The organism is Photobacterium gaetbulicola (assembly GCF_003025515.1).
Lineage (GTDB): Bacteria > Pseudomonadota > Gammaproteobacteria > Enterobacterales > Vibrionaceae > Photobacterium > Photobacterium gaetbulicola.
Window position 1 is genome coordinate 147,849 of record NZ_PYME01000010.1, and the last position, 18,462, is coordinate 166,310.

An 18,462-nucleotide genomic window follows, 5' to 3' on the forward strand; every position below is an offset into this window, starting at 1 on the left:
ATCCACCTACAGGTGGCGTCCTTTAGGGAGATATAAATTCGCGTAACGATACATACTAAAGAAACATGCGTCTAAATCCAAATCCAATCGTAAGAAAACCGTTGGATTGTGTGAAAAAAACACCATTTACTCTTTAGGTTGAGCTAATTGATGATTTCCGCTGTAATTTGCCGCTCAGGCGGGAAACTCACCGTTACCAAAATTATGCCAATACAGCCTTAGGCCATAGTGTTATAAGCATAAAATTAAAGCCCACAACTTGTGGGCTTTCAATAACTGACGAACCTGTTTGAATACAGTTTATTGCGAAAGAGATGCGAATTTTTCGTTATTCACAATTTCTTTGATCAACGCTTGAGTTGTTGGACCAAATGCATCTGCAACATTTTTACAGGCACCGGCTGCTGACCAGCTGGTGTCGAACTCATGCTTAACGTTAACAATGAAGCTTTCACCATTGCTGGATGCCACATTGGCTGTTATTTGCCAATTAGCGGGTGTCACAGAGCTAAACGATACCTCTTCTAAGTCAATATTCACCTGAGATGCTTTGGCGTTATACTTCTGGGCCATGATTAACTCTTCCAGGAATGCATCTTGGACATACTCAGGAATTGTCTTACCAGGGTAAACCACCACATCCCCATTGAGGCGACAAAGCAAAGACACATCATCACTCATGGTAACCTTGCCCACTGCTAAATTTGAGTCGTCATTCAATGTGGTTTGAATCGTTGCGACATTACTAGCAGAAGCCTTGTATGGAATAGCATTTGTCGTTTCACACCCCGAAAGAAGCGCTACCGCTGCTGCAACCACACCAACCTTAATATAATGAGTTTTCATTTTAACTTCCTGTTTTTAATGAATATATTGAAAAAAACAGATACTATCACGCGCAACACGCTATGCACACAATTACCTATCATTTTTTTGATATTTGTCATCTTAAATATCAGTAAAATCGATGATGTGATTCATAAGGTTAGAGAATATAAGCGGGCTGAAAGTCTGACTAATTCGAAGGGATGAAAGTGGTTGTCTGGTGTAGGTGGGAAAACGAAAAAAGGAGAGCCGAAGCTCTCCTTTCCACATCAAAACTGACTGAAATTACAGTGCAGCTTTTGCTTTTTCAACTAGTACTGTGAAAGTAGCTTTGTCGAATACAGCGATGTCAGCAAGGATCTTACGATCGATCTCGATAGATGCTTTCTTAAGACCGTTGATGAAGCGGCTGTAAGACATACCGTTCTGACGAGCAGCAGCGTTGATACGTGCAATCCATAGTTGACGGAAAGTACGTTTCTTGTTGCGACGGTCACGGTAAGCGTACTGACCAGCTTTAGTTACTGCTTGGAAAGCTACGCGGTAAACACGTGAACGTGCACCGTAGTAACCTTTAGCTTGTTTAAGAACTTTCTTGTGACGTGCACGTGCTTGTACACCACGTTTTACGCGAGGCATAGGAGACTCCTAACTAAATTAAAATATAAAACTAAAAACGATTAAGCGAACGGAAGCATACGTGCAACAGCTGCCACTTCACATGCAGGAAGGATAGCGTTTGGACGAAGCTGACGTTTGTTCTTAGTAGTACGTTTAGTCAGGATGTGACGCTTAGTTGCGTGCTTAAACTTAAAGCCACCAGCAGTTTTCTTGAAACGCTTAGCAGCACCTTTGTTGGATTTCATCTTAGGCATGATGAGACTCCGCATTGTTGATAGTTAATAACATAGTAATCAGGCGAACAAAAAGCGCTGCGGGTAAGCAGCGCTTTGTGCTACTTGAATGCCGTAATTACTTCTTCTTAGGGGCAAGCATCATCGTCATTTGACGACCTTCAACCTTATTAGGGAAGCTTTCAACAACCGCTAGGTCGCCTAGGTCTTCTTTAATTCGGTTTAGAAGATCAATACCAAGACTCTGGTGGGCCATTTCACGACCGCGGAAACGCAGTGTGACTTTACCCTTGTTGCCCTCTTCTAAAAAGCGAGTCAGGTTGCGCAGTTTTACCTGATAATCGCCTTCGTCTGTACCAGGACGGAATTTAACTTCCTTAACCTGGATTTGTTTCTGCTTTTTCTTTTGCTCTTTAGCAGCCTTGCTCTTTTCGAACAGGTACTTGCCATAGTCCATCACACGACAGACAGGTGGCTCGGCATTAGGGCTGATTTCAACTAGATCAACACCAGCTTCATTAGCAGTATTCATTGCTTCTTCGATAGAAACAACACCAATTGACTCACCGTCAAGACCAGTAAGACGTACTTCGCGTACGCCACGAATTTCACCATTCAGACGATGTGCATTCTGCTTAACTGGTGCTTGGGTTCTTCTTCCGCCTTTAATACCTTATTCCTCCACAATATTGAGCTTGCGACTGCTAATCTCTTGCTGCAAGTAAGCAACAAGATCGTCAATCTTAAATTTACCCAAATCTTTACCCTTGCGAGTACGAACTGCAATTTCGCCTGCTTCAACTTCTTTGTCGCCGCAAACAAGCATGTAAGGCACTCGCTTCAAAGTATGTTCGCGAATTTTAAAGCCAATCTTCTCATTTCTCAAGTCCGCATTCACACGAATTCCAGATTTTTGAAGTTTTTCGACTACTTGTTGAACATATTCTGCCTGGCCATCAGTGATATTCATCACAACCGCCTGTTGAGGCGCCAACCAAGTTGGGAAGAAGCCAGCATATTCTTCGATAAGGATACCGATAAAACGCTCTAGTGAACCAAGAATAGCACGGTGGATCATAACTGGCGTATGACGCTCGTTGTTTTCACCAACGTAAGTTGCACCTAGACGTTCAGGAAGTGCGAAGTCTAACTGAACTGTACCGCACTGCCAAGCCCTATCTAGACAATCGTGCAAAGTAAATTCAATCTTAGGACCGTAGAACGCGCCTTCACCCTCTTGGATCTCGTAAGGGATCTCCATTGATTCTAGCGCAAGTTTTAGATCCGACTCAGCTTTATCCCACATTTCATCCGAGCCTACACGCTTTTCTGGACGAGTAGACAGCTTAACAACGATGTTGTCGAAGCCGAATGTCTTGTAGGTATCGTAAACCATTTCGATACAGCTAGTTACTTCAGCCTGTACCTGCTCTTCTGTACAGAAGATATGGGCATCATCCTGAGTAAAGCCACGTACACGCATAATGCCGTGTAGCGCACCTGATGGCTCGTTACGGTGACATGAGCCGAACTCAGCCATACGTAGCGGTAGGTCACGGTAAGACTTCAGACCTTGGTTGAAGATCTGAACGTGGCCCGGGCAGTTCATCGGCTTGATCGCGTACTCACGGTTCTCAGAAGACGTCGTGAACATCGCATCAGCGTACTTGTCCCAGTGACCAGAGCGTTCCCAAAGCACACGGTCCATCATTAGTGGACCTTTCACTTCCTGGTAGCCGTACTCATTCAATTTCTCGCGGATGAATACTTCTAGATCACGGAAGATAGACCAACCATTGTGGTGCCAGAACACCATACCCGGTGCTTCTTGCTGCATGTGGAACAGGTCTAGCTGCTTACCGATTTTACGGTGGTCACGCTTAGCCGCTTCTTCGAGGCGAGTAAGATGAGCTTTAAGTGCCTTCTTATCGTGGAAAGCCGTACCGTAGATACGCTGAAGCATCTTGTTGTCACTGTTACCACGCCAGTATGCACCCGCAACATTCAGCAGGGTGAAGTGCTGACAGAAGCCCATGTGAGGCACGTGTGGCCCACGACACATGTCGATGTATTCTTCGTGGTGGTAAAGGCCCGGACGGTCATCACGTGATACGTTCTCGTCTAGGATTTCCATTTTGTACGATTCGCCACGTGATTCGAATGCATCACGCGCTTCCTGCCAGCTGACCTTTTTCTTGATAACTTGGTACTTGGTCTTCGCCAGCTCTTTCATACGCTTTTCGATCTTTTCTAGATCTTCTTGCGTAAGCGACTCGTCTAGATCGATGTCGTAGTAGAAGCCGTTGTCGATAGTTGGACCAATCGCCATCTTCGCTTCTGGGTAAAGCTGTTTGATAGCGTGGCCAAGAAGGTGAGCACATGAGTGACGTACGATTTCAAGACCGTCTACTTCGTCTTTAACCGTGATGATTTCAAGGCTAGCATCTTCTTCGATAAGGTCACACGCGTCTACGCGGTTACCATTAACACGACCGGCAATAGTTGCCTTCGCAAGACCAGGACCGATCGATTGCGCGACTTCCATTGTAGAAACTGGGTTGTCAAATTGACGCTGACTGCCGTCAGGAAGAGTAATTACAGGCATGTAAATATCCTTTCACAGTGGTCTTGCACACCAAGCAAGACATGTTGAATTAAAAATATAAAGCTTTGAGAGCTAAATAAAAGAAAGCTCAGAGATCCGGCGCTGCAATACTGAGCAGACCAAAACCGCTAAGCGAAGCAGCAACTATAACAAACGCCTATGACAGATTGCAAAGCCACCTCACATTTTATTTTCTAACTTGCCCAAGCCCTTCATTACTGTAGTCACCTCACGCAAAAGCACCCAGAAACTTGAAATGAACAACAAATGTTGCTTTGATTTGTATAGGCAATTAGGAAAAGCGTTATGGCTCAGTCACCTCGTTATCAGCAGATCAAAAGTTACCTGTTAGAAAGGATTCATACCCGCCAATGGCCACCGGGCCACAAGATCCCGACGGAAATGGCGCTATCTGACCAATTTTCAGTAAGCCGCATGACAGCCAACAAAGCCATCACGGAGTTGGTTAAAGAGGGTTTCCTTGAAAGAACGCCACGGTTGGGGACATTTGTCTGTAACAAAAAAGCCGAATCTCCCTTGATGGAGATCCGCAACATTGCCGAAGAAGTAAAAAACCGCGGCCACCGCTATTCTTCAGAGGTAATTTCGCAATCGACTATTCATGCCACCGAAGATATCGCATTAAGATTGGGCGTACGCCAAGGCACAGAAGTCTATTTCACCCAAATCGTCCACTTCGAAAATAACATACCCATCCAACTCGAAGAGCGATGGGTCAACCCACGCCATGCGCCCAGCTATATCCAACAGGACTTTACCGGACAGACCCCCAATGAATACCTGGTCAAAACCTGCCCGCTCAGTGATATTGAGCATACGGTCGAGGCGCTTCTTCCTCCCCAGCATGTGGCCGATTTGCTTAATGTCAGCCCGCAGGCTCCTTGCCTGCTGCTTAATCGCCGTACCTGGAGCAACCAACACCTGATCAGCACAGCCCTACTCTATCATCCGGGCAATAAATACAAGCTGAGCTCGCGTACACAGGTAGGGATTTAGCTGCTAGATCCTAAAAGCCTAGGCCTTACAAAAACATGGCATATCGGCATTGGCTTTAATTACTTTTCCTGACAACCAAGGTTCGTATTCTAGGAACTAGGATCTATTCACTCCTCAAAATCTTTCTCTGCATAAACGCATTTCAAACGTGCGATCCCTCTCATAACCCAACGATTGTCAGCAATTAATTACAATTACGATCACATTTCATTTACATCCCGCCTTGAACTTTAACCTCTAATTGCCTATTAATTTGTATATACATAAACGCAACTAGCAATAAATGCTAGTGATAGTAAATAACTTCAGGGTCACGAAATGGATAGAGTGCTGACAAACGTCAATATGGTCACCCTTGCGGGCGAAGCTGGCTACCAAGTCATCGGCGATGCCATGATTGGTATTCAAGATGGCATGATTATGTATGCCGGCCACAAGGAGCATTTTGACTGTCACGGTCACCCTGAAGTCATTGACTGCCAAGGCGCGCTGGTGACACCGGGATTGATCGATTGCCACACTCACCTCGTCTTTGCCGGCAACCGCGCAGAAGAGTTCGAACAACGCCTTAATGGTGTGCCTTATGAGCAAATCGCCAAAGCAGGCGGTGGGATCCTGTCAACGGTACGTGCAACCCGCGAAGCATCAGAAGATACCCTTTTCAAGTTAGCGTGCGAGCGCCTGCAAGGCCTGAAGAATGAAGGGGTAACCACCGTCGAGATTAAATCAGGTTATGGCCTCACCCTTGAAGATGAACTGAAAATGCTCAGGGTAGCTCGCCGCATTGGAGAAATGCCTGATATCAATGTATCGACGACCTTGCTCGCAGCCCATGCTCTCCCACCAGAATACGCGGGTGATCCTGATAGCTATATCCAATTCATCTGCGATGAAATCATTCCAGCAGCTGCCCAAGAGCACTTAGCCGATGCCGTCGATGTGTTCTGTGAAGGCATTGGTTTTAGCACCAGCCAGTGCCAGCAAGTATTCCAAGCAGCACAAAAGCATGGCCTTGCCATTAAGGGACATACAGAGCAACTTTCAAACTTGGGCGGCAGTGCCATGGCTGCACGGATGGGGGCCCTGTCTGTTGACCATATTGAACACCTCGATAACGAGGGGGTGGCAGCACTCGCCGCATGTGGCACTGTGGCTACCTTGCTGCCTGGCGCATTTTATTTTCTTCGTGAAAGCCAAATGCCACCGCTTGATCAGCTACGTCAACTGAACGTGCCTTTAGCGATTTCCACTGACTTTAACCCTGGTACATCACCCATCGCCTCTATCCGCACCATGATGAACATGGCGTGTACCTTGTTCCGGTTAACACCTGAAGAGTGCCTGCGTGGTGTCACTGTCAATGCCGCCAAAGCACTTGGACTAGAGGAGCAACAAGGGAAAATTTGCGCGGGTATGAAAGCGAATTTAGCCATTTGGAATTTATCTCACCCTGCTGAGCTGTCATACCGCCTTGGTGTGCCAGATCTCAAATCGCGGATAGTCAATGGTGAGCTATTTAATCAACCGCTATTTCACCAAACTGGAACAGGGCAGTAAGGATAATCCTATGTCGGTAGATATGAGTGTTTGGCAAGGTCGAAGTGATCCAGAAGATGGTAACCTCGGGTTACGTTGGCATGAAGTGATCAAGCCTGCGGATGAAGTGAATGATGCAGGTATTATGCTGCTTGGTTTTGCTTGTGATGAAGGTGTTTCTCGCAACAAAGGCCGTACTGGTGCCTATGATGCCCCTATCACGATTCGAAAAGCCCTGGCAAACCTAGCCTGGCACCATACCGAGCCCGTTTACGATGGCGGCGATATTTCCTGCAACGATGGCAACCTAGAGCTGGCTCAAAAACGCTTAGGTGAAGATGTTTGCCGAGCACTGCGCCAGAAACACAAAGTGATTGTATTCGGTGGTGGTCACGAGGTGGCTTGGGGCACTTTTCAGGGGATAGGCAGTCATCTACTACAAAAGCAGCACGCTCAAGAAAGTGTTATTGAACCCGACGAGTTAGACACCCCACTTCCGGTTCCCAAAATTGGCATCATCAATTTCGATGCCCATTTTGATCTTCGGAACCCGCCATCAGGTGGTTCTGCCGAGCAAGGCAGTTCAGGCACGCCATTCCAGCAAATTGCACGATTTTGCGAATTGCAAGGCTGGCCGTTCAACTATGCCTGCCTCGGCTTGAGCCGCGCAGCTAATACCCAAGCACTGTATAAAAAAGCCGACAAGCTTGGTGTACTTTATTTCGATGACTGTGAACTCACCCACCAGCGCTTACCACTGGTGATAGAGTCACTGGAACACTTTATCGCCCAATGTGATTACCTCTATCTGACCATAGATATCGATGTGTTCCCAGCCAGTACCGCACCGGGCGTCAGCGCACCCGCAGCTCGCGGTGTACCGCAGGACATCATTGAGCCATTAATAAATACCGTATTAGCTGCCGAGACTCCCTCAGGAGACAAGAAAGTTCTGGTTGCTGATATGGCGGAATATAACCCGAGATTTGATATCGACAACCAAACAGCACGACTCGCTGCGCGATTGGCCTGGACCATCGCCCGTGCCCTACGTTAATTAACGCCGCTGTCTTTATAAAACATTACAGTGACAGCATTGCAAGGAGAGCAACATGACACAAGATACCCAACCTCGCTTGGACGAAAGCCGTACCATTATTGCCCCGACGGGCACAACGCTAAATGCCAAGTCATGGTTAACCGAAGCCCCACTTCGGATGTTGATGAACAACCTGCATCCCGATGTTGCGGAACACCCACACGCTTTGGTGGTATATGGCGGCATTGGTCGTGCTGCAAGGAACTGGCAGTGCTATGACAAAATTGTCGAGGTGCTAAAGCGCCTTGAAGAAGATGAAACCTTGCTGGTTCAATCCGGCAAGCCTGTCGGTGTATTCAAAACCCACACTAACGCGCCGCGGGTATTGATTGCCAACTCAAACTTGGTTCCGCACTGGGCTAACTGGGAGCATTTCAACGAGCTCGATAAGGAAGGCTTGATGATGTACGGCCAAATGACCGCAGGCAGCTGGATCTATATCGGCTCTCAGGGCATCGTGCAAGGGACTTATGAAACCTTTGTTGCCATGGCAAAACAGCACTTCGGTGGAGACAGTTCTGGTCGTTGGATCCTAACGGGAGGCTTGGGCGGAATGGGGGGCGCTCAGCCGTTGGCGGCCACCATGGCCGGCTTCTCAATGATTGCCGTTGAATGTGATGAGAGCCGCATCGACTACCGCCTACGTACCGGCTATGTAGATTGCAAGGCGACTTCTCTTGATGAAGCGTTGGCGATTATCGAAGAAGCCAAACAAACCGGAAAGCCTGTCTCTGTTGGTCTGCTTGGCAATGCCGCCGATGTGTTCCCTGAAATTGTTCGCCGTGGCATCGTGCCTGATTGCACCACCGACCAAACCTCTGCCCACGACCCGTTAAATGGTTACCTACCACAAGGCTGGACCATGGCGCATGCTGCCGAGATGCGCCTGAGCGACGAAGCTGAGGTCGTAAAAGCTGCCAAAGCGTCGATGGCTGTTCAAGTCGAAGCGATGCTAGCCCTTCAAAAAGCCGGCTCTGCCACCGTTGATTACGGTAATAACATCCGCCAAATGGCATTTGAAGTCGGCGTGGAGAATGCTTTCGACTTCCCGGGCTTTGTTCCAGCCTATATCCGCCCTCTCTTCTGCGAAGGTGTAGGTCCTTTCCGCTGGGCTGCGCTTTCTGGCGATCCGGAAGATATCTACAAGACCGATCAAAAAGTGAAAGAGCTGATCCCTGACAACCCTCACCTGCACAATTGGCTCGATATGGCTCGTGACCGTATCCAGTTCCAAGGTTTACCAGCACGTATCTGTTGGGTTGGCTTGAAGGATCGCGCTCGCTTGGGCCAAGCGTTCAACGAAATGGTCAAGAACGGTGAACTGAAAGCACCGATTGTCATTGGTCGAGACCACCTCGATTCTGGCTCTGTTGCCAGCCCTAACCGTGAAACCGAAGGCATGATGGACGGCTCCGACGCTGTGTCAGACTGGCCACTACTTAATGCCCTACTGAATACCGCATCTGGCGCGACTTGGGTCTCACTACACCATGGTGGTGGCGTGGGTATGGGCTTCTCGCAGCACTCAGGCATGGTCATTGTGTGTGACGGAACCGATGAAGCTGCTGAACGCGTTGGCCGTGTGCTGCGCAATGACCCAGCGACCGGTGTGATGCGCCACGCTGATGCCGGTTACGACATTGCGGTTAACTGCGCCGAAGAGCAAGGCCTTGACTTGCCGATGATCCCATCAACTCAGAAGTAACAGGACGTTGTATGTACCAAATTGAAATCAATCCAGGGAAACTGTCTCTCAAGCAACTGCGACACATCAGCCGCCACAAGGTGACCCTGTCACTCAATAGTGCAGCTTATGATGACATGTTAGCCAGTACCCAGGCCGTTGAGCAGGTGATCGCAGAAGACAAAGTCGTTTATGGCATCAATACGGGCTTTGGTTTGCTCGCCAATACCCGTATCGCCGTTGAAGATTTGGAAACTCTGCAGCGCAGTATTGTTCTTTCCCATGCCGCTGGCATTGGTCAGTTCATGGAAGATCATACGGTCAGGCTGATGATGGCACTGAAGATCAATAGCCTTGCCCGCGGTTACTCGGGGATCCGCCCCAAGGTGGTTGATGCGCTCATCACCCTGGTCAATGCCGAAGTCTACCCTTGCATCCCACAGAAAGGATCGGTTGGTGCATCGGGGGATCTTGCCCCGTTGGCACATATGAGCACGGTACTATTGGGTGAAGGACAAGCTCGTCACAATGGCGAGGTTATCAGCGGCGCGGCAGCATTGAAGATTGCTGGCTTAGAGCCTATCACTTTGGCCCCGAAAGAAGGTCTCGCACTGCTCAATGGCACACAAGCGTCCACCGCATTTGCGCTGGAAGGCTTGTTTGCCGCAGAAGATCTGTATGCCTCGGGCACCGTCTGTGGTGCAATGTCGGTTGATGCTGCACTTGGTAGCCGCCGTCCGTTTGACCCACGTATCCACCGCGTTCGTGGTCACCGCAGCCAGATTGATGCCGCGATGGCCTACCGCCATTTGCTAGACAAAGAAAGCGAGATTGGCTTATCTCACCAGCAGTGCGAAAAAGTCCAAGACCCCTACTCGCTTCGCTGCCAGCCTCAGGTGATGGGGGCTTGCCTGCAGCAGATCCGCCATTCTGCGGATATTCTGGAAATCGAAGCCAATGCCGTTTCTGACAACCCACTGGTATTCGCTGATGATGGCGACATCATTTCCGGTGGTAACTTTCATGCAGAGCCGGTTGCCATGGCAGCTGATAACCTTGCGCTGGCCATTGCCGAAATTGGCAGCCTGTCGGAGCGTCGTATGGCCCTGTTGATCGATAGCGGGCTCAGCAAACTGCCGCCATTCTTGGTGGATAACGGCGGGGTAAACTCCGGTTTTATGATAGCGCAGGTCACTTCAGCTGCACTGGCCAGCGAGAACAAGACCCTTGCCCATCCGGCTTCGGTCGATAGTTTGCCTACCTCGGCCAATCAGGAGGATCATGTCTCGATGGCCACCTTTGCCGGCCGCAGGCTCAAAGACATGGCAGAAAATACCCGCGGGATTTTGGCTGTCGAGCTTCTTGCCGCGGCACAAGGCTTGGATTTCCGCACGCCAAACCGCAGTTCAGAGCGTATTGAGCAAGCCAAGGAAATGCTTCGCGCCCGGGTGAGCTTCTACGACAAGGATCGCTACTTCGCTCCGGATATCGAAAAAGCCAATGAGCTACTATTGGAAGCGCATTACAACAGCCTAATGCCTTCGCAACTGCTTCCGAGCCTGTAACCAACTTGCCGCTATCCTATTTTAAGCTGGCAAACACTGCCGGCTTACTTTTCATACTGCGGCCAGTAGACTATTCATTACTTGCACTTTTTCTATCCTGTTATGCAGGGAATACGTGCGCTTCCCGTACAAAATCGCATTCTTTTTCGTCTGAGAACATTAAAACCTTGATAAATACCCAGTTATTAGCTCAATAAATAGACTACTATGTTGAAGAGGCAATAAGCCCAACTGCAAATTGATGTTTCGTGGAGGATGCTATGTGGCAAGCAATTTCTCACCAACTTTCTGAGGTATTGGATAGACCATTCAAAATCAGCGAAAAGGAAGTACTTGAAGGCGGTGACATTAATGAATGCTACTGCATCGGAGACGGTACCGACCGTTACTTCGTCAAGCTCAACGATCGCGAACGGCTTGTCATGTTCGAGACAGAAGCGGAGAGCCTGAGGCTACTCAACGAAACCGACTGTATCCAAGTACCCCAGTTTATCCACCTCGGCACATCCAAAGACCGGGCTTTTATTGTCCTCAACTACCTGCCGACGAAAGTGATCGATAACCAATCTGCCTATACGCTTGGGGAGCAGTTGGCTCGGATGCATGCCTGGGGCGAACAGGGGGAGTATGGCTTTGACCTCGATAACTACATTGGCTTGACCCCGCAGCCCAACCAATGGTGCCGCAAATGGTGCCGCTTCTTCGCTGAACAACGCATTGCCTGGCAATTGCAGCTTTGTTCGGAAAAAGGCATCGATTTTGGCAATATCGATACGATCACCAGTAAAGTAATCGATCTTCTGGTACACCACCAACCCAAGCCCTCGTTGCTGCATGGCGATCTCTGGCATGGCAATACCGCCGTTACCGTGACTGGCCCGATCATCTATGATCCTGCCAGCTATTGGGGGGATCGTGAATGTGATATCGCTATGACCGAACTGTTTGGTGGGTTCCCACCCAGCTTCTACGAAGGATACCAGTCTGTCTGGCCGCTGGAAGACGGCTATGAAAAGCGCAAAACGCTCTACAACCTTTACCATGTGCTCAACCACTGCAACCTGTTCGGCGGTAGCTACATCACCCAGGCAGAACATATGATGGAAGAGCTAGGGCTGAAATAGGCCCAATTATTCTCGCCATCAACGCTGCTGATGTGCTCGGTGTTAGCCCACAGTCATTTATTGCCGTCAAGGACTCGGTAACCGGCCTGCTGGCCGCGAAAGCGGCCCAAATGAAAAGGGTGGCCGTCCCTGATGCCGTATATGCCAATGGTCCACGCTGGTCAACTGCCAACCGCAAACTTAACTCGTTACCCGAAGTAAATAAGCAATTAATTGCAATCATCTGATACCGTTGCTTAGATACAAAGGTGTAAATGTAACCATGATATTGTTTACACCTTTTTACTCTGTCCTTGCACTCGCAAAATGTGCCATTTCTGACCTAATATTTATTTCACCAATATAAACAGAAATTTATACGTCCAGTCTTTTTTTAATATCTGATCGCTGCAACTCTCTTCTTTGTCATAACTTTCTGTGAGTTCAAACTTTATAGATAATTTGAGGCGAAAACGAATGCTTAACGCTAAAGTTAAATCATTGAACTGAACCAGTCGCGTTCTCGGGAATTATTGCAACTTGGATGCTAATTCTTGGCTTAAGTTTGCAAGGAGTACACTATGAAGAATTACACAGAGCAGACAGTAGTATGCCCACACTGTGGCCACAACATCCCTATTACTCTTGATGCCAGTGCCGGCAGCCAAGAGTTCTATGATGACTGTCCTGCCTGCTGCCACGCCATCCATCTAAATATGCAAGTTGATGAGCTACATAAGACCATCAACTTATTTGTCGATGCCGATGATGAGCAGATTTTCTAGTCCATTGGCTGTTATTAGATGCCGTATCCGATATTCAAACCCCCTACTGAACCGTAGGGGTTTCTATTTTACTTGAGTCAATTATCCTAAGCCTTTTTCAGCCAATACCCTTTCAACCGTATCGACTATGGCTTGGGTTTGAGGATCGATTTCGATATTGACTTTAGCACCGACTTTCTTCACACCAAATAGGGTTCGTTGCAAGGTTTCAGGGATCAAATGCACACAGAAACGATCCTCAGCTACCGTACCTATCGTCAACGAGCAGCCATCCAAACCAATGTATCCCTTGCGCAAGATATATTTATTGTAGGATTCGGGGATTTCGAACCAAATAGTTGTATTGTTTGGCGATACTTCAATGTCAACGATCGTTGTTACCGCATTGATGTGCCCCGACATTGAGTGACCGCCAATTTCATCACCAAACTTGGCCGCCCGTTCAATATTCACACTATCACCGGCGCTGAGTTCGCCGAGGTTAGTCACAGCCAGTGTTTCCTGCATCAGATCAAAAGAAACATTATCCCCTTCCAGTTTCGTGACCGTCAGGCAACAACCGTTATGGGCAACTGAAGCACCGATTTCCAACCCCTCCCGCATCTTGCCGAATAATCGGACAACATGAGTTTGAAACGCTTCTTTTTTTTCGATAGCAATAACTTGTGCTGTACCCTGAACAATTCCGGTAAACATATCGACTCCTGATGATCAGATAACTTTCAGTATGTTAACAATAAATCGGCCGTGTAAAAAGCAAGCAAAATTGCACTATCAGGCTTAACCCTATATCCTCAGCACATATTTAGAAGGTTACAGCAAAATGTACTAAGTTGGACTCCGCATGCTAAGACACCTAAGAAAAAATCTTAATTTGCAAATTCAGGTGTTGATGGCGTTGTTGGTTGTCCTAACGGCGCTGCCTATCGGCTTGCTCTGGCACAACAGTACCGAGCGTGTTGTCCACCTGACGATTGAGCACATCTACAAACATGCCAGCCAAGGGGTAATTTCCCATCTCAGGGAATTTTTCACTGATGCGCACCAAGTCTATCAGCATCAGGACCGTATTCAGAAAGCCCTCAACAGCAAGGTGCAAAACCGGGAAACATTGCTCAACCATCTACTAACCGTGTTAAACCACCACAATGAAATCGATTATTTCTATTTCGCGAATGTCGACGGTGGATTGCTCTCTATGGGCCATCAAGAAAATAACCAGTATTTCCTGATTGAAACTGATTCTAATCAAGCTGGTAACTTGAATCGTTTTTCCTCCGATCACGATGGTCACAAAGGCCAGCTACTCGAAACAACAACAAACTTCGATGCCCTAGAAAAAGCATGGTTTCAAAATGCCATCGACAGCAATGAGCCGGTCTGGAGCAACATTTACGCCAGTGCCTTTGACCCAACCCTGCTAGGTATTACATTGTCGCAGGCGCAACGCGATGATAGCGGCAAACTGTTAGGTGTCTGGGGACTGGATTTAACACTCAACACGGTTGTGCATGAACTGAACAAGAGCAAACTGAGCCAGCATGGTGATGTCGTGCTGTACGATAAAAACCAAGCTATTCTTGCCAGTACCTCTCCCGCTCATACACCGAGCAACGGTGAGCTTCCTGCCATCAACCAATCCACCGCCCCAATCCTTGATAGCCTGATCAAAGCAGATAGCAACAAAGGCAACAGCTTGCTGCTGGTTGACCACAATGGTGAACAATGGGCTGGATTTATCAGCGACTACAATATCGGCCAAGATCACCTTGTCAAAATTGCCTTCTATTCCCCATTGACTGACTTTGCCCCTGAACTCGGTGCCTCCCAGCGAGCCGCGATCCTATTGACCGCCGTCTTAGTGCTCGTTGCCATCCTGCTCGGCAAGAAAGCTGCCTGGCAGCTCCATCAACCAATTCAAGCCCTGACCCAAGCGGCAGAGCAAATCAGCAAGGGACGATGGGGAAGCCAGATTACCATCACCCGGGATGACGAATTAGGGACACTGGCCAAATCGTTCAATAAGATGCAGCGAAATCTCGAGTTGACCATTCATGAACTCGATAGCCAACAGCAGGAGACCAAACGCCTCAATGCCCTCTTAGAACGTCAAAACCAAGAGCTTGAAGCACGAGTAAAAGAACGAACTCAAGCGCTTAGCACTGCCAATACCAAACTGCAACAGATGGCCTACTTCGACGGCCTCACGGGAATTGCCAACCGCCGTTATTTTTGGCAGCAGCTTGATGAAAAATGTAGAGAGCAAGACGGTTGGTTGCTGATTATGGATATCGACAACTTCAAGCTTATTAACGATGCGTACGGTCACATCGAAGGCGATAATATCCTCAAGCATTTCACGGCGACTTGTCAGGCTGTTTTGCCTGCGAATTGCCTGTTTGGCCGTATTGGTGGCGAGGAGTTTGCCGTCTGGATGGCAGATGTACCTCGACTAGAAATCGAGAAAATCACCCATCAGCTGCTATCGCAGCTTGAACGTCACCCTTATACAAATGGCATTACCTCAGTGGTAGTTTCGACCAGTATCGGTGTCAGTCGCTGCACTTCCCTGCCGCAAAAATCTTATGCCGTTGCCGACAGGCTACTCTACCAGGCAAAGCAAGAGGGCAAGAATCGCGCTGTGATAGAGCCGACAGCTGATGATCACGAGGTCTAAATCAGTGGCTCAGGCAGCAAGAGAGCGGCAGATAAATACTTCGCTAAGCTATTGATATCAAATCTAGAGAATGAAATGATAATTTTTATTCGATGTGAATTGTGCCAATTTGGCGAACCGTTATAATTCTCGCGTCATTCCTCTCTTCAACCAGGAGCACTTCTGTGCATAACTATCGGCGCGAGACCCGCCTCTTACTCAAATTAGCGATCCCGGTACTGATTGCATCGGTTGCCCAAACCTCGATGGGGTTTGTAGATACGGTTATGGCCGGAGGCGTCAGTGCAACGGATATGGCGGCGGTATCTGTAGCGGCAAGCATTTGGTTACCGGCGATCCTTTTTGGTGTCGGTTTGCTGATTGCCCTGGTTCCAATTGTCGCCACCCTGAATGGTTCAGGTAAGCGTGATAACATTCCGTTTGAGGTCCAACATGGCTTCTTGCTGGCGCTGTTGATTTCCGTACCGATCATTTGGGTGCTGTACAATGCCGGCACCCTGATTGATTTTATGGATGTCGAAACGGCGTTGGCAGAAAAAACCACTGGGTATCTTCATGCCGTACTCTTTGCCGTTCCCGGCTTTCTTTTTTTCCAGACCCTGAAGAGTTTTTCTGAAGGCGTATCGATGACAGTCCCGTCGATGGTGATTGGCTTTATCGGCCTTGCCGCCAATATTCCACTCAATTGGATCTTCGTCTACGGCAAATTCGGCGCACCAGCGCTCGGCGGGGTCGGCTGCGGTGTAGCAACCGCTATCGTCTACTGGCTGATGTTCTTCTCGATGCTGGTTTATATCCGTTTCAACAAAAAGCTGCGCGCTATTGGTATTTTCGACCGTTGGCACCCACCCCAGCTGAAAGCGGTTATTCGCCTATTTCGCCTCGGCTTCCCGGTTGCAGCCTCGATCTTCTTCGAAGTCTCGCTTTTTGCGGTTATTGCCTTGCTGATCTCTCCGTTAGGCTCGACGATCGTCGCCGCCCATCAGGTCGCAAGTAACTTTTCTTCGTTGATCTTCATGATCCCGATGAGCCTAGGTGCCGCCCTGAGTATCCGGGTCGGTCACTTGCTAGGACGCCAAGACTTTACCGAGGCCAAAATCGCCAGCCGCAGTGGTTTGATTGTGGCTTTTTGTATCGCAGCGGTGACGGCGGTCATGACAGTGGTACTGCGCGAGCCTATTGCCGAGATGTATACCGATAACCGCGAGGTTATCTACATCGCTGGACAACTGCTCTTCCTCGCAGCCATCTACCAATGTACCGATGCTATCCAGGTAGTGGCAGCCGGAGCACTCAGGGGCTATAAGGACATGCGGGCTATATTTATTCGCACTTTCATTGCTTACTGGATCCTTGGCTTGCCAATCGGTTATATCCTCGGGATCACCGACTGGATCGTCTCCCCGATGGGCCCACACGGCTTCTGGATAGGGAACATCGTCGGCCTAACCGCCGCCGCTATCATGCTGGCATACCGCCTGCTCTGGGTACAGAAGCAAGATGATGACTCACAGTTGCAGATGTCACTACGGTGATTTTGCTTGCGCGAATTAAAAGGCGGCCGTTGGTCGCCTTTTTGTTTCGCGACGTATAAAACCCAGTGACACCAGGTTACTTGGATATACTAATCATATGAACCTGTTTTGCCATCCTCTACTACTTCTGCTGCTCCTGGTACTGACTGGCTGCGAGCCCAACACCGCTACACGCAGCTTCAACAGCTACAATGAGCGGCTCGCCAATGTCCTCGACACTTCGCCAGTGGCCGTCGATGACATAGATCTCATCGCCTTTCCAGAACCCCGCGAGCTTCTAGAGCCTATCGAAGATATTCGAATTGATCTACTCGATGCCTATGAACTGAGAAAATGCGGACTGTTCAACCTGATCGCCGAGCGCAACTCCATTTTGGGCAAGGTACAGGACAAAACCCGCCAACTGCGTTATGAGCTCATCCTGTTAAGTGGCCTCAACCACTGCCAGCAGGTACTCCCGCAAGACTCTGAGGTCCTGCCGATGCTTGAAGGGTTCAAGCAGCAGAAACAAGCCCAGCTCGCCAGCCACCTGTGGAATATGCTCACCACAGAAAAGGAGTGGCGGCAGCAACTCACCATATACCACCAACCTTTCGAGCTAGGCCTATTCTATGGCTTTGATGAAAGCTTAAATGCCTTTAACTTTCTAACTTTTATTCAGAAAAACATCCTTCAGGGCACCAGTGTAGAAGAGAAACAGGCTGACCGGCTGATAAAGCATCAAGAGCAGCTACATACCCACCACTACTTCGGCCAGCTGGTCTATTCGATACACCTCGCGACGTTGTGGTTAGAAGCGATTACCGACATGCTGGAACAACATGAACAGCGGCTCATCTGCGGCCCTAACCGCAACCAACAGAAAGCCGAATACCTCAGTAACGTTTTCAACAAATTCTTTGCCAGCGAGCTGCAGGCCTACCTTGCCGAGCTCGACTCCCAATACCGCCAAATATCTCCTGCTCTAACAACACTGCTCACGCTGGAACATGCCAGGAAATCAGCCACCACTCCCTACGTCGAGCAATACCTCAACGGTAAGCTCCATAATCGCTTCAGGCAGGCGACACGCCAGCATGTCGGGTTCTGGCAACGGACGTTCAAGCGGTGCAACATCAAAATCGGCACCCGTTAGCCTAAACTTTGGCCATCTATCGCCTGGTATTATTAATTCACC

Annotated in this window: 17 protein-coding genes; 11 read left to right on the forward strand and 6 right to left on the reverse strand. The window is 48.7% G+C overall.

Going from position 1 to position 18,462, the window contains the following annotated elements; translation table 11 throughout:
- Nucleotides 1-300 precede the first annotated feature (300 nt).
- The 5 genes from C9J03_RS10995 to thrS all read right to left on the reverse strand — a co-directional run bounded on the left by C9J03_RS10995 (nucleotide 301) and on the right by thrS (nucleotide 4,284).
- The gene (locus C9J03_RS10995; RefSeq protein ID WP_044623128.1) at nucleotides 301-846 is read right to left on the reverse strand and encodes a hypothetical protein; all 546 of its coding nucleotides are present in this window, start codon (nucleotides 844-846) and stop codon (nucleotides 301-303) included.
- A 264-nt stretch (nucleotides 847-1,110) separates the two neighbouring features.
- Nucleotides 1,111-1,464, reverse strand: a complete 354-nt coding sequence (gene rplT, locus C9J03_RS11000; RefSeq protein ID WP_007469869.1) for a 50S ribosomal protein L20 — start codon at nucleotides 1,462-1,464, stop codon at nucleotides 1,111-1,113.
- Nucleotides 1,465-1,505: 41 nt separating this feature from the next.
- Nucleotides 1,506-1,700: a 50S ribosomal protein L35 gene (gene rpmI / locus C9J03_RS11005; protein WP_007469870.1), complete on the reverse strand. Its 195-nt coding sequence runs from the start codon at nucleotides 1,698-1,700 to the stop codon at nucleotides 1,506-1,508.
- Between the two features lie 97 nt (nucleotides 1,701-1,797).
- Complete coding sequence (infC, locus tag C9J03_RS11010; protein WP_082060595.1) at nucleotides 1,798-2,349, reverse strand: translation initiation factor IF-3; 552 nt, start codon at nucleotides 2,347-2,349, stop codon at nucleotides 1,798-1,800.
- Nucleotides 2,350-2,352: 3 nt separating this feature from the next.
- Nucleotides 2,353-4,284: a threonine--tRNA ligase gene (thrS, locus tag C9J03_RS11015; RefSeq protein WP_039462351.1), complete on the reverse strand. Its 1,932-nt coding sequence runs from the start codon at nucleotides 4,282-4,284 to the stop codon at nucleotides 2,353-2,355.
- Nucleotides 4,285-4,590: 306 nt separating this feature from the next.
- Between thrS and hutC the strand changes: the two genes are divergently transcribed.
- From hutC to C9J03_RS11055, 8 genes are all read left to right on the forward strand, one after another.
- Nucleotides 4,591-5,301, forward strand: coding sequence for a histidine utilization repressor (hutC, locus tag C9J03_RS11020; RefSeq protein ID WP_044623126.1), 711 nt, complete (start codon nucleotides 4,591-4,593; stop codon nucleotides 5,299-5,301).
- A 318-nt stretch (nucleotides 5,302-5,619) separates the two neighbouring features.
- On the forward strand, nucleotides 5,620-6,858 hold the full coding sequence (gene hutI / locus C9J03_RS11025) for an imidazolonepropionase (RefSeq protein WP_044623125.1): 1,239 nt from the start codon (nucleotides 5,620-5,622) through the stop codon (nucleotides 6,856-6,858).
- A gap of 10 nt (nucleotides 6,859-6,868) precedes the next feature.
- On the forward strand, nucleotides 6,869-7,894 hold the full coding sequence (gene hutG / locus C9J03_RS11030) for a formimidoylglutamase (RefSeq protein ID WP_044623124.1): 1,026 nt from the start codon (nucleotides 6,869-6,871) through the stop codon (nucleotides 7,892-7,894).
- 55 nt (nucleotides 7,895-7,949) lie between these two features.
- A complete protein-coding gene (hutU, locus tag C9J03_RS11035) occupies nucleotides 7,950-9,641 on the forward strand; it encodes a urocanate hydratase (RefSeq protein ID WP_044623123.1) in 1,692 nt (563 codons plus the stop codon).
- Between the two features lie 11 nt (nucleotides 9,642-9,652).
- Nucleotides 9,653-11,185 carry a histidine ammonia-lyase gene (gene hutH, locus C9J03_RS11040; RefSeq protein WP_044623122.1) on the forward strand — a complete coding sequence of 511 codons (1,533 nt, stop codon included), beginning with the start codon at nucleotides 9,653-9,655 and terminating at the stop codon, nucleotides 11,183-11,185.
- 260 nt (nucleotides 11,186-11,445) lie between these two features.
- Nucleotides 11,446-12,309: a fructosamine kinase family protein gene (locus C9J03_RS11045; RefSeq protein ID WP_044623121.1), complete on the forward strand. Its 864-nt coding sequence runs from the start codon at nucleotides 11,446-11,448 to the stop codon at nucleotides 12,307-12,309.
- A gap of 32 nt (nucleotides 12,310-12,341) precedes the next feature.
- The gene (locus tag C9J03_RS11050; protein ID WP_052829747.1) at nucleotides 12,342-12,536 is read left to right on the forward strand and encodes an HAD family hydrolase; all 195 of its coding nucleotides are present in this window, start codon (nucleotides 12,342-12,344) and stop codon (nucleotides 12,534-12,536) included.
- Between the two features lie 333 nt (nucleotides 12,537-12,869).
- On the forward strand, nucleotides 12,870-13,073 hold the full coding sequence (locus tag C9J03_RS11055) for a CPXCG motif-containing cysteine-rich protein (RefSeq protein WP_044623120.1): 204 nt from the start codon (nucleotides 12,870-12,872) through the stop codon (nucleotides 13,071-13,073).
- An 81-nt stretch (nucleotides 13,074-13,154) separates the two neighbouring features.
- Here the strand turns inward: C9J03_RS11055 and C9J03_RS11060 are convergent, their stop codons facing one another.
- The gene (locus C9J03_RS11060) at nucleotides 13,155-13,769 is read right to left on the reverse strand and encodes a riboflavin synthase (RefSeq protein WP_044623119.1); all 615 of its coding nucleotides are present in this window, start codon (nucleotides 13,767-13,769) and stop codon (nucleotides 13,155-13,157) included.
- Between the two features lie 196 nt (nucleotides 13,770-13,965).
- On the opposite strand from C9J03_RS11060, the gene C9J03_RS11065 reads away from it, so the two are divergent.
- The 3 genes from C9J03_RS11065 to C9J03_RS11075 all read left to right on the forward strand — a co-directional run bounded on the left by C9J03_RS11065 (nucleotide 13,966) and on the right by C9J03_RS11075 (nucleotide 18,420).
- Complete coding sequence (locus C9J03_RS11065) at nucleotides 13,966-15,750, forward strand: diguanylate cyclase (protein ID WP_052829746.1); 1,785 nt, start codon at nucleotides 13,966-13,968, stop codon at nucleotides 15,748-15,750.
- A gap of 164 nt (nucleotides 15,751-15,914) precedes the next feature.
- On the forward strand, nucleotides 15,915-17,285 hold the full coding sequence (locus C9J03_RS11070; RefSeq protein WP_044623117.1) for an MATE family efflux transporter: 1,371 nt from the start codon (nucleotides 15,915-15,917) through the stop codon (nucleotides 17,283-17,285).
- Between the two features lie 97 nt (nucleotides 17,286-17,382).
- Entirely contained in the window at nucleotides 17,383-18,420 is a 1,038-nt protein-coding gene (locus C9J03_RS11075) for a DUF3080 domain-containing protein (protein ID WP_044623116.1), read from the forward strand.
- Nucleotides 18,421-18,462 lie beyond the last annotated feature (42 nt).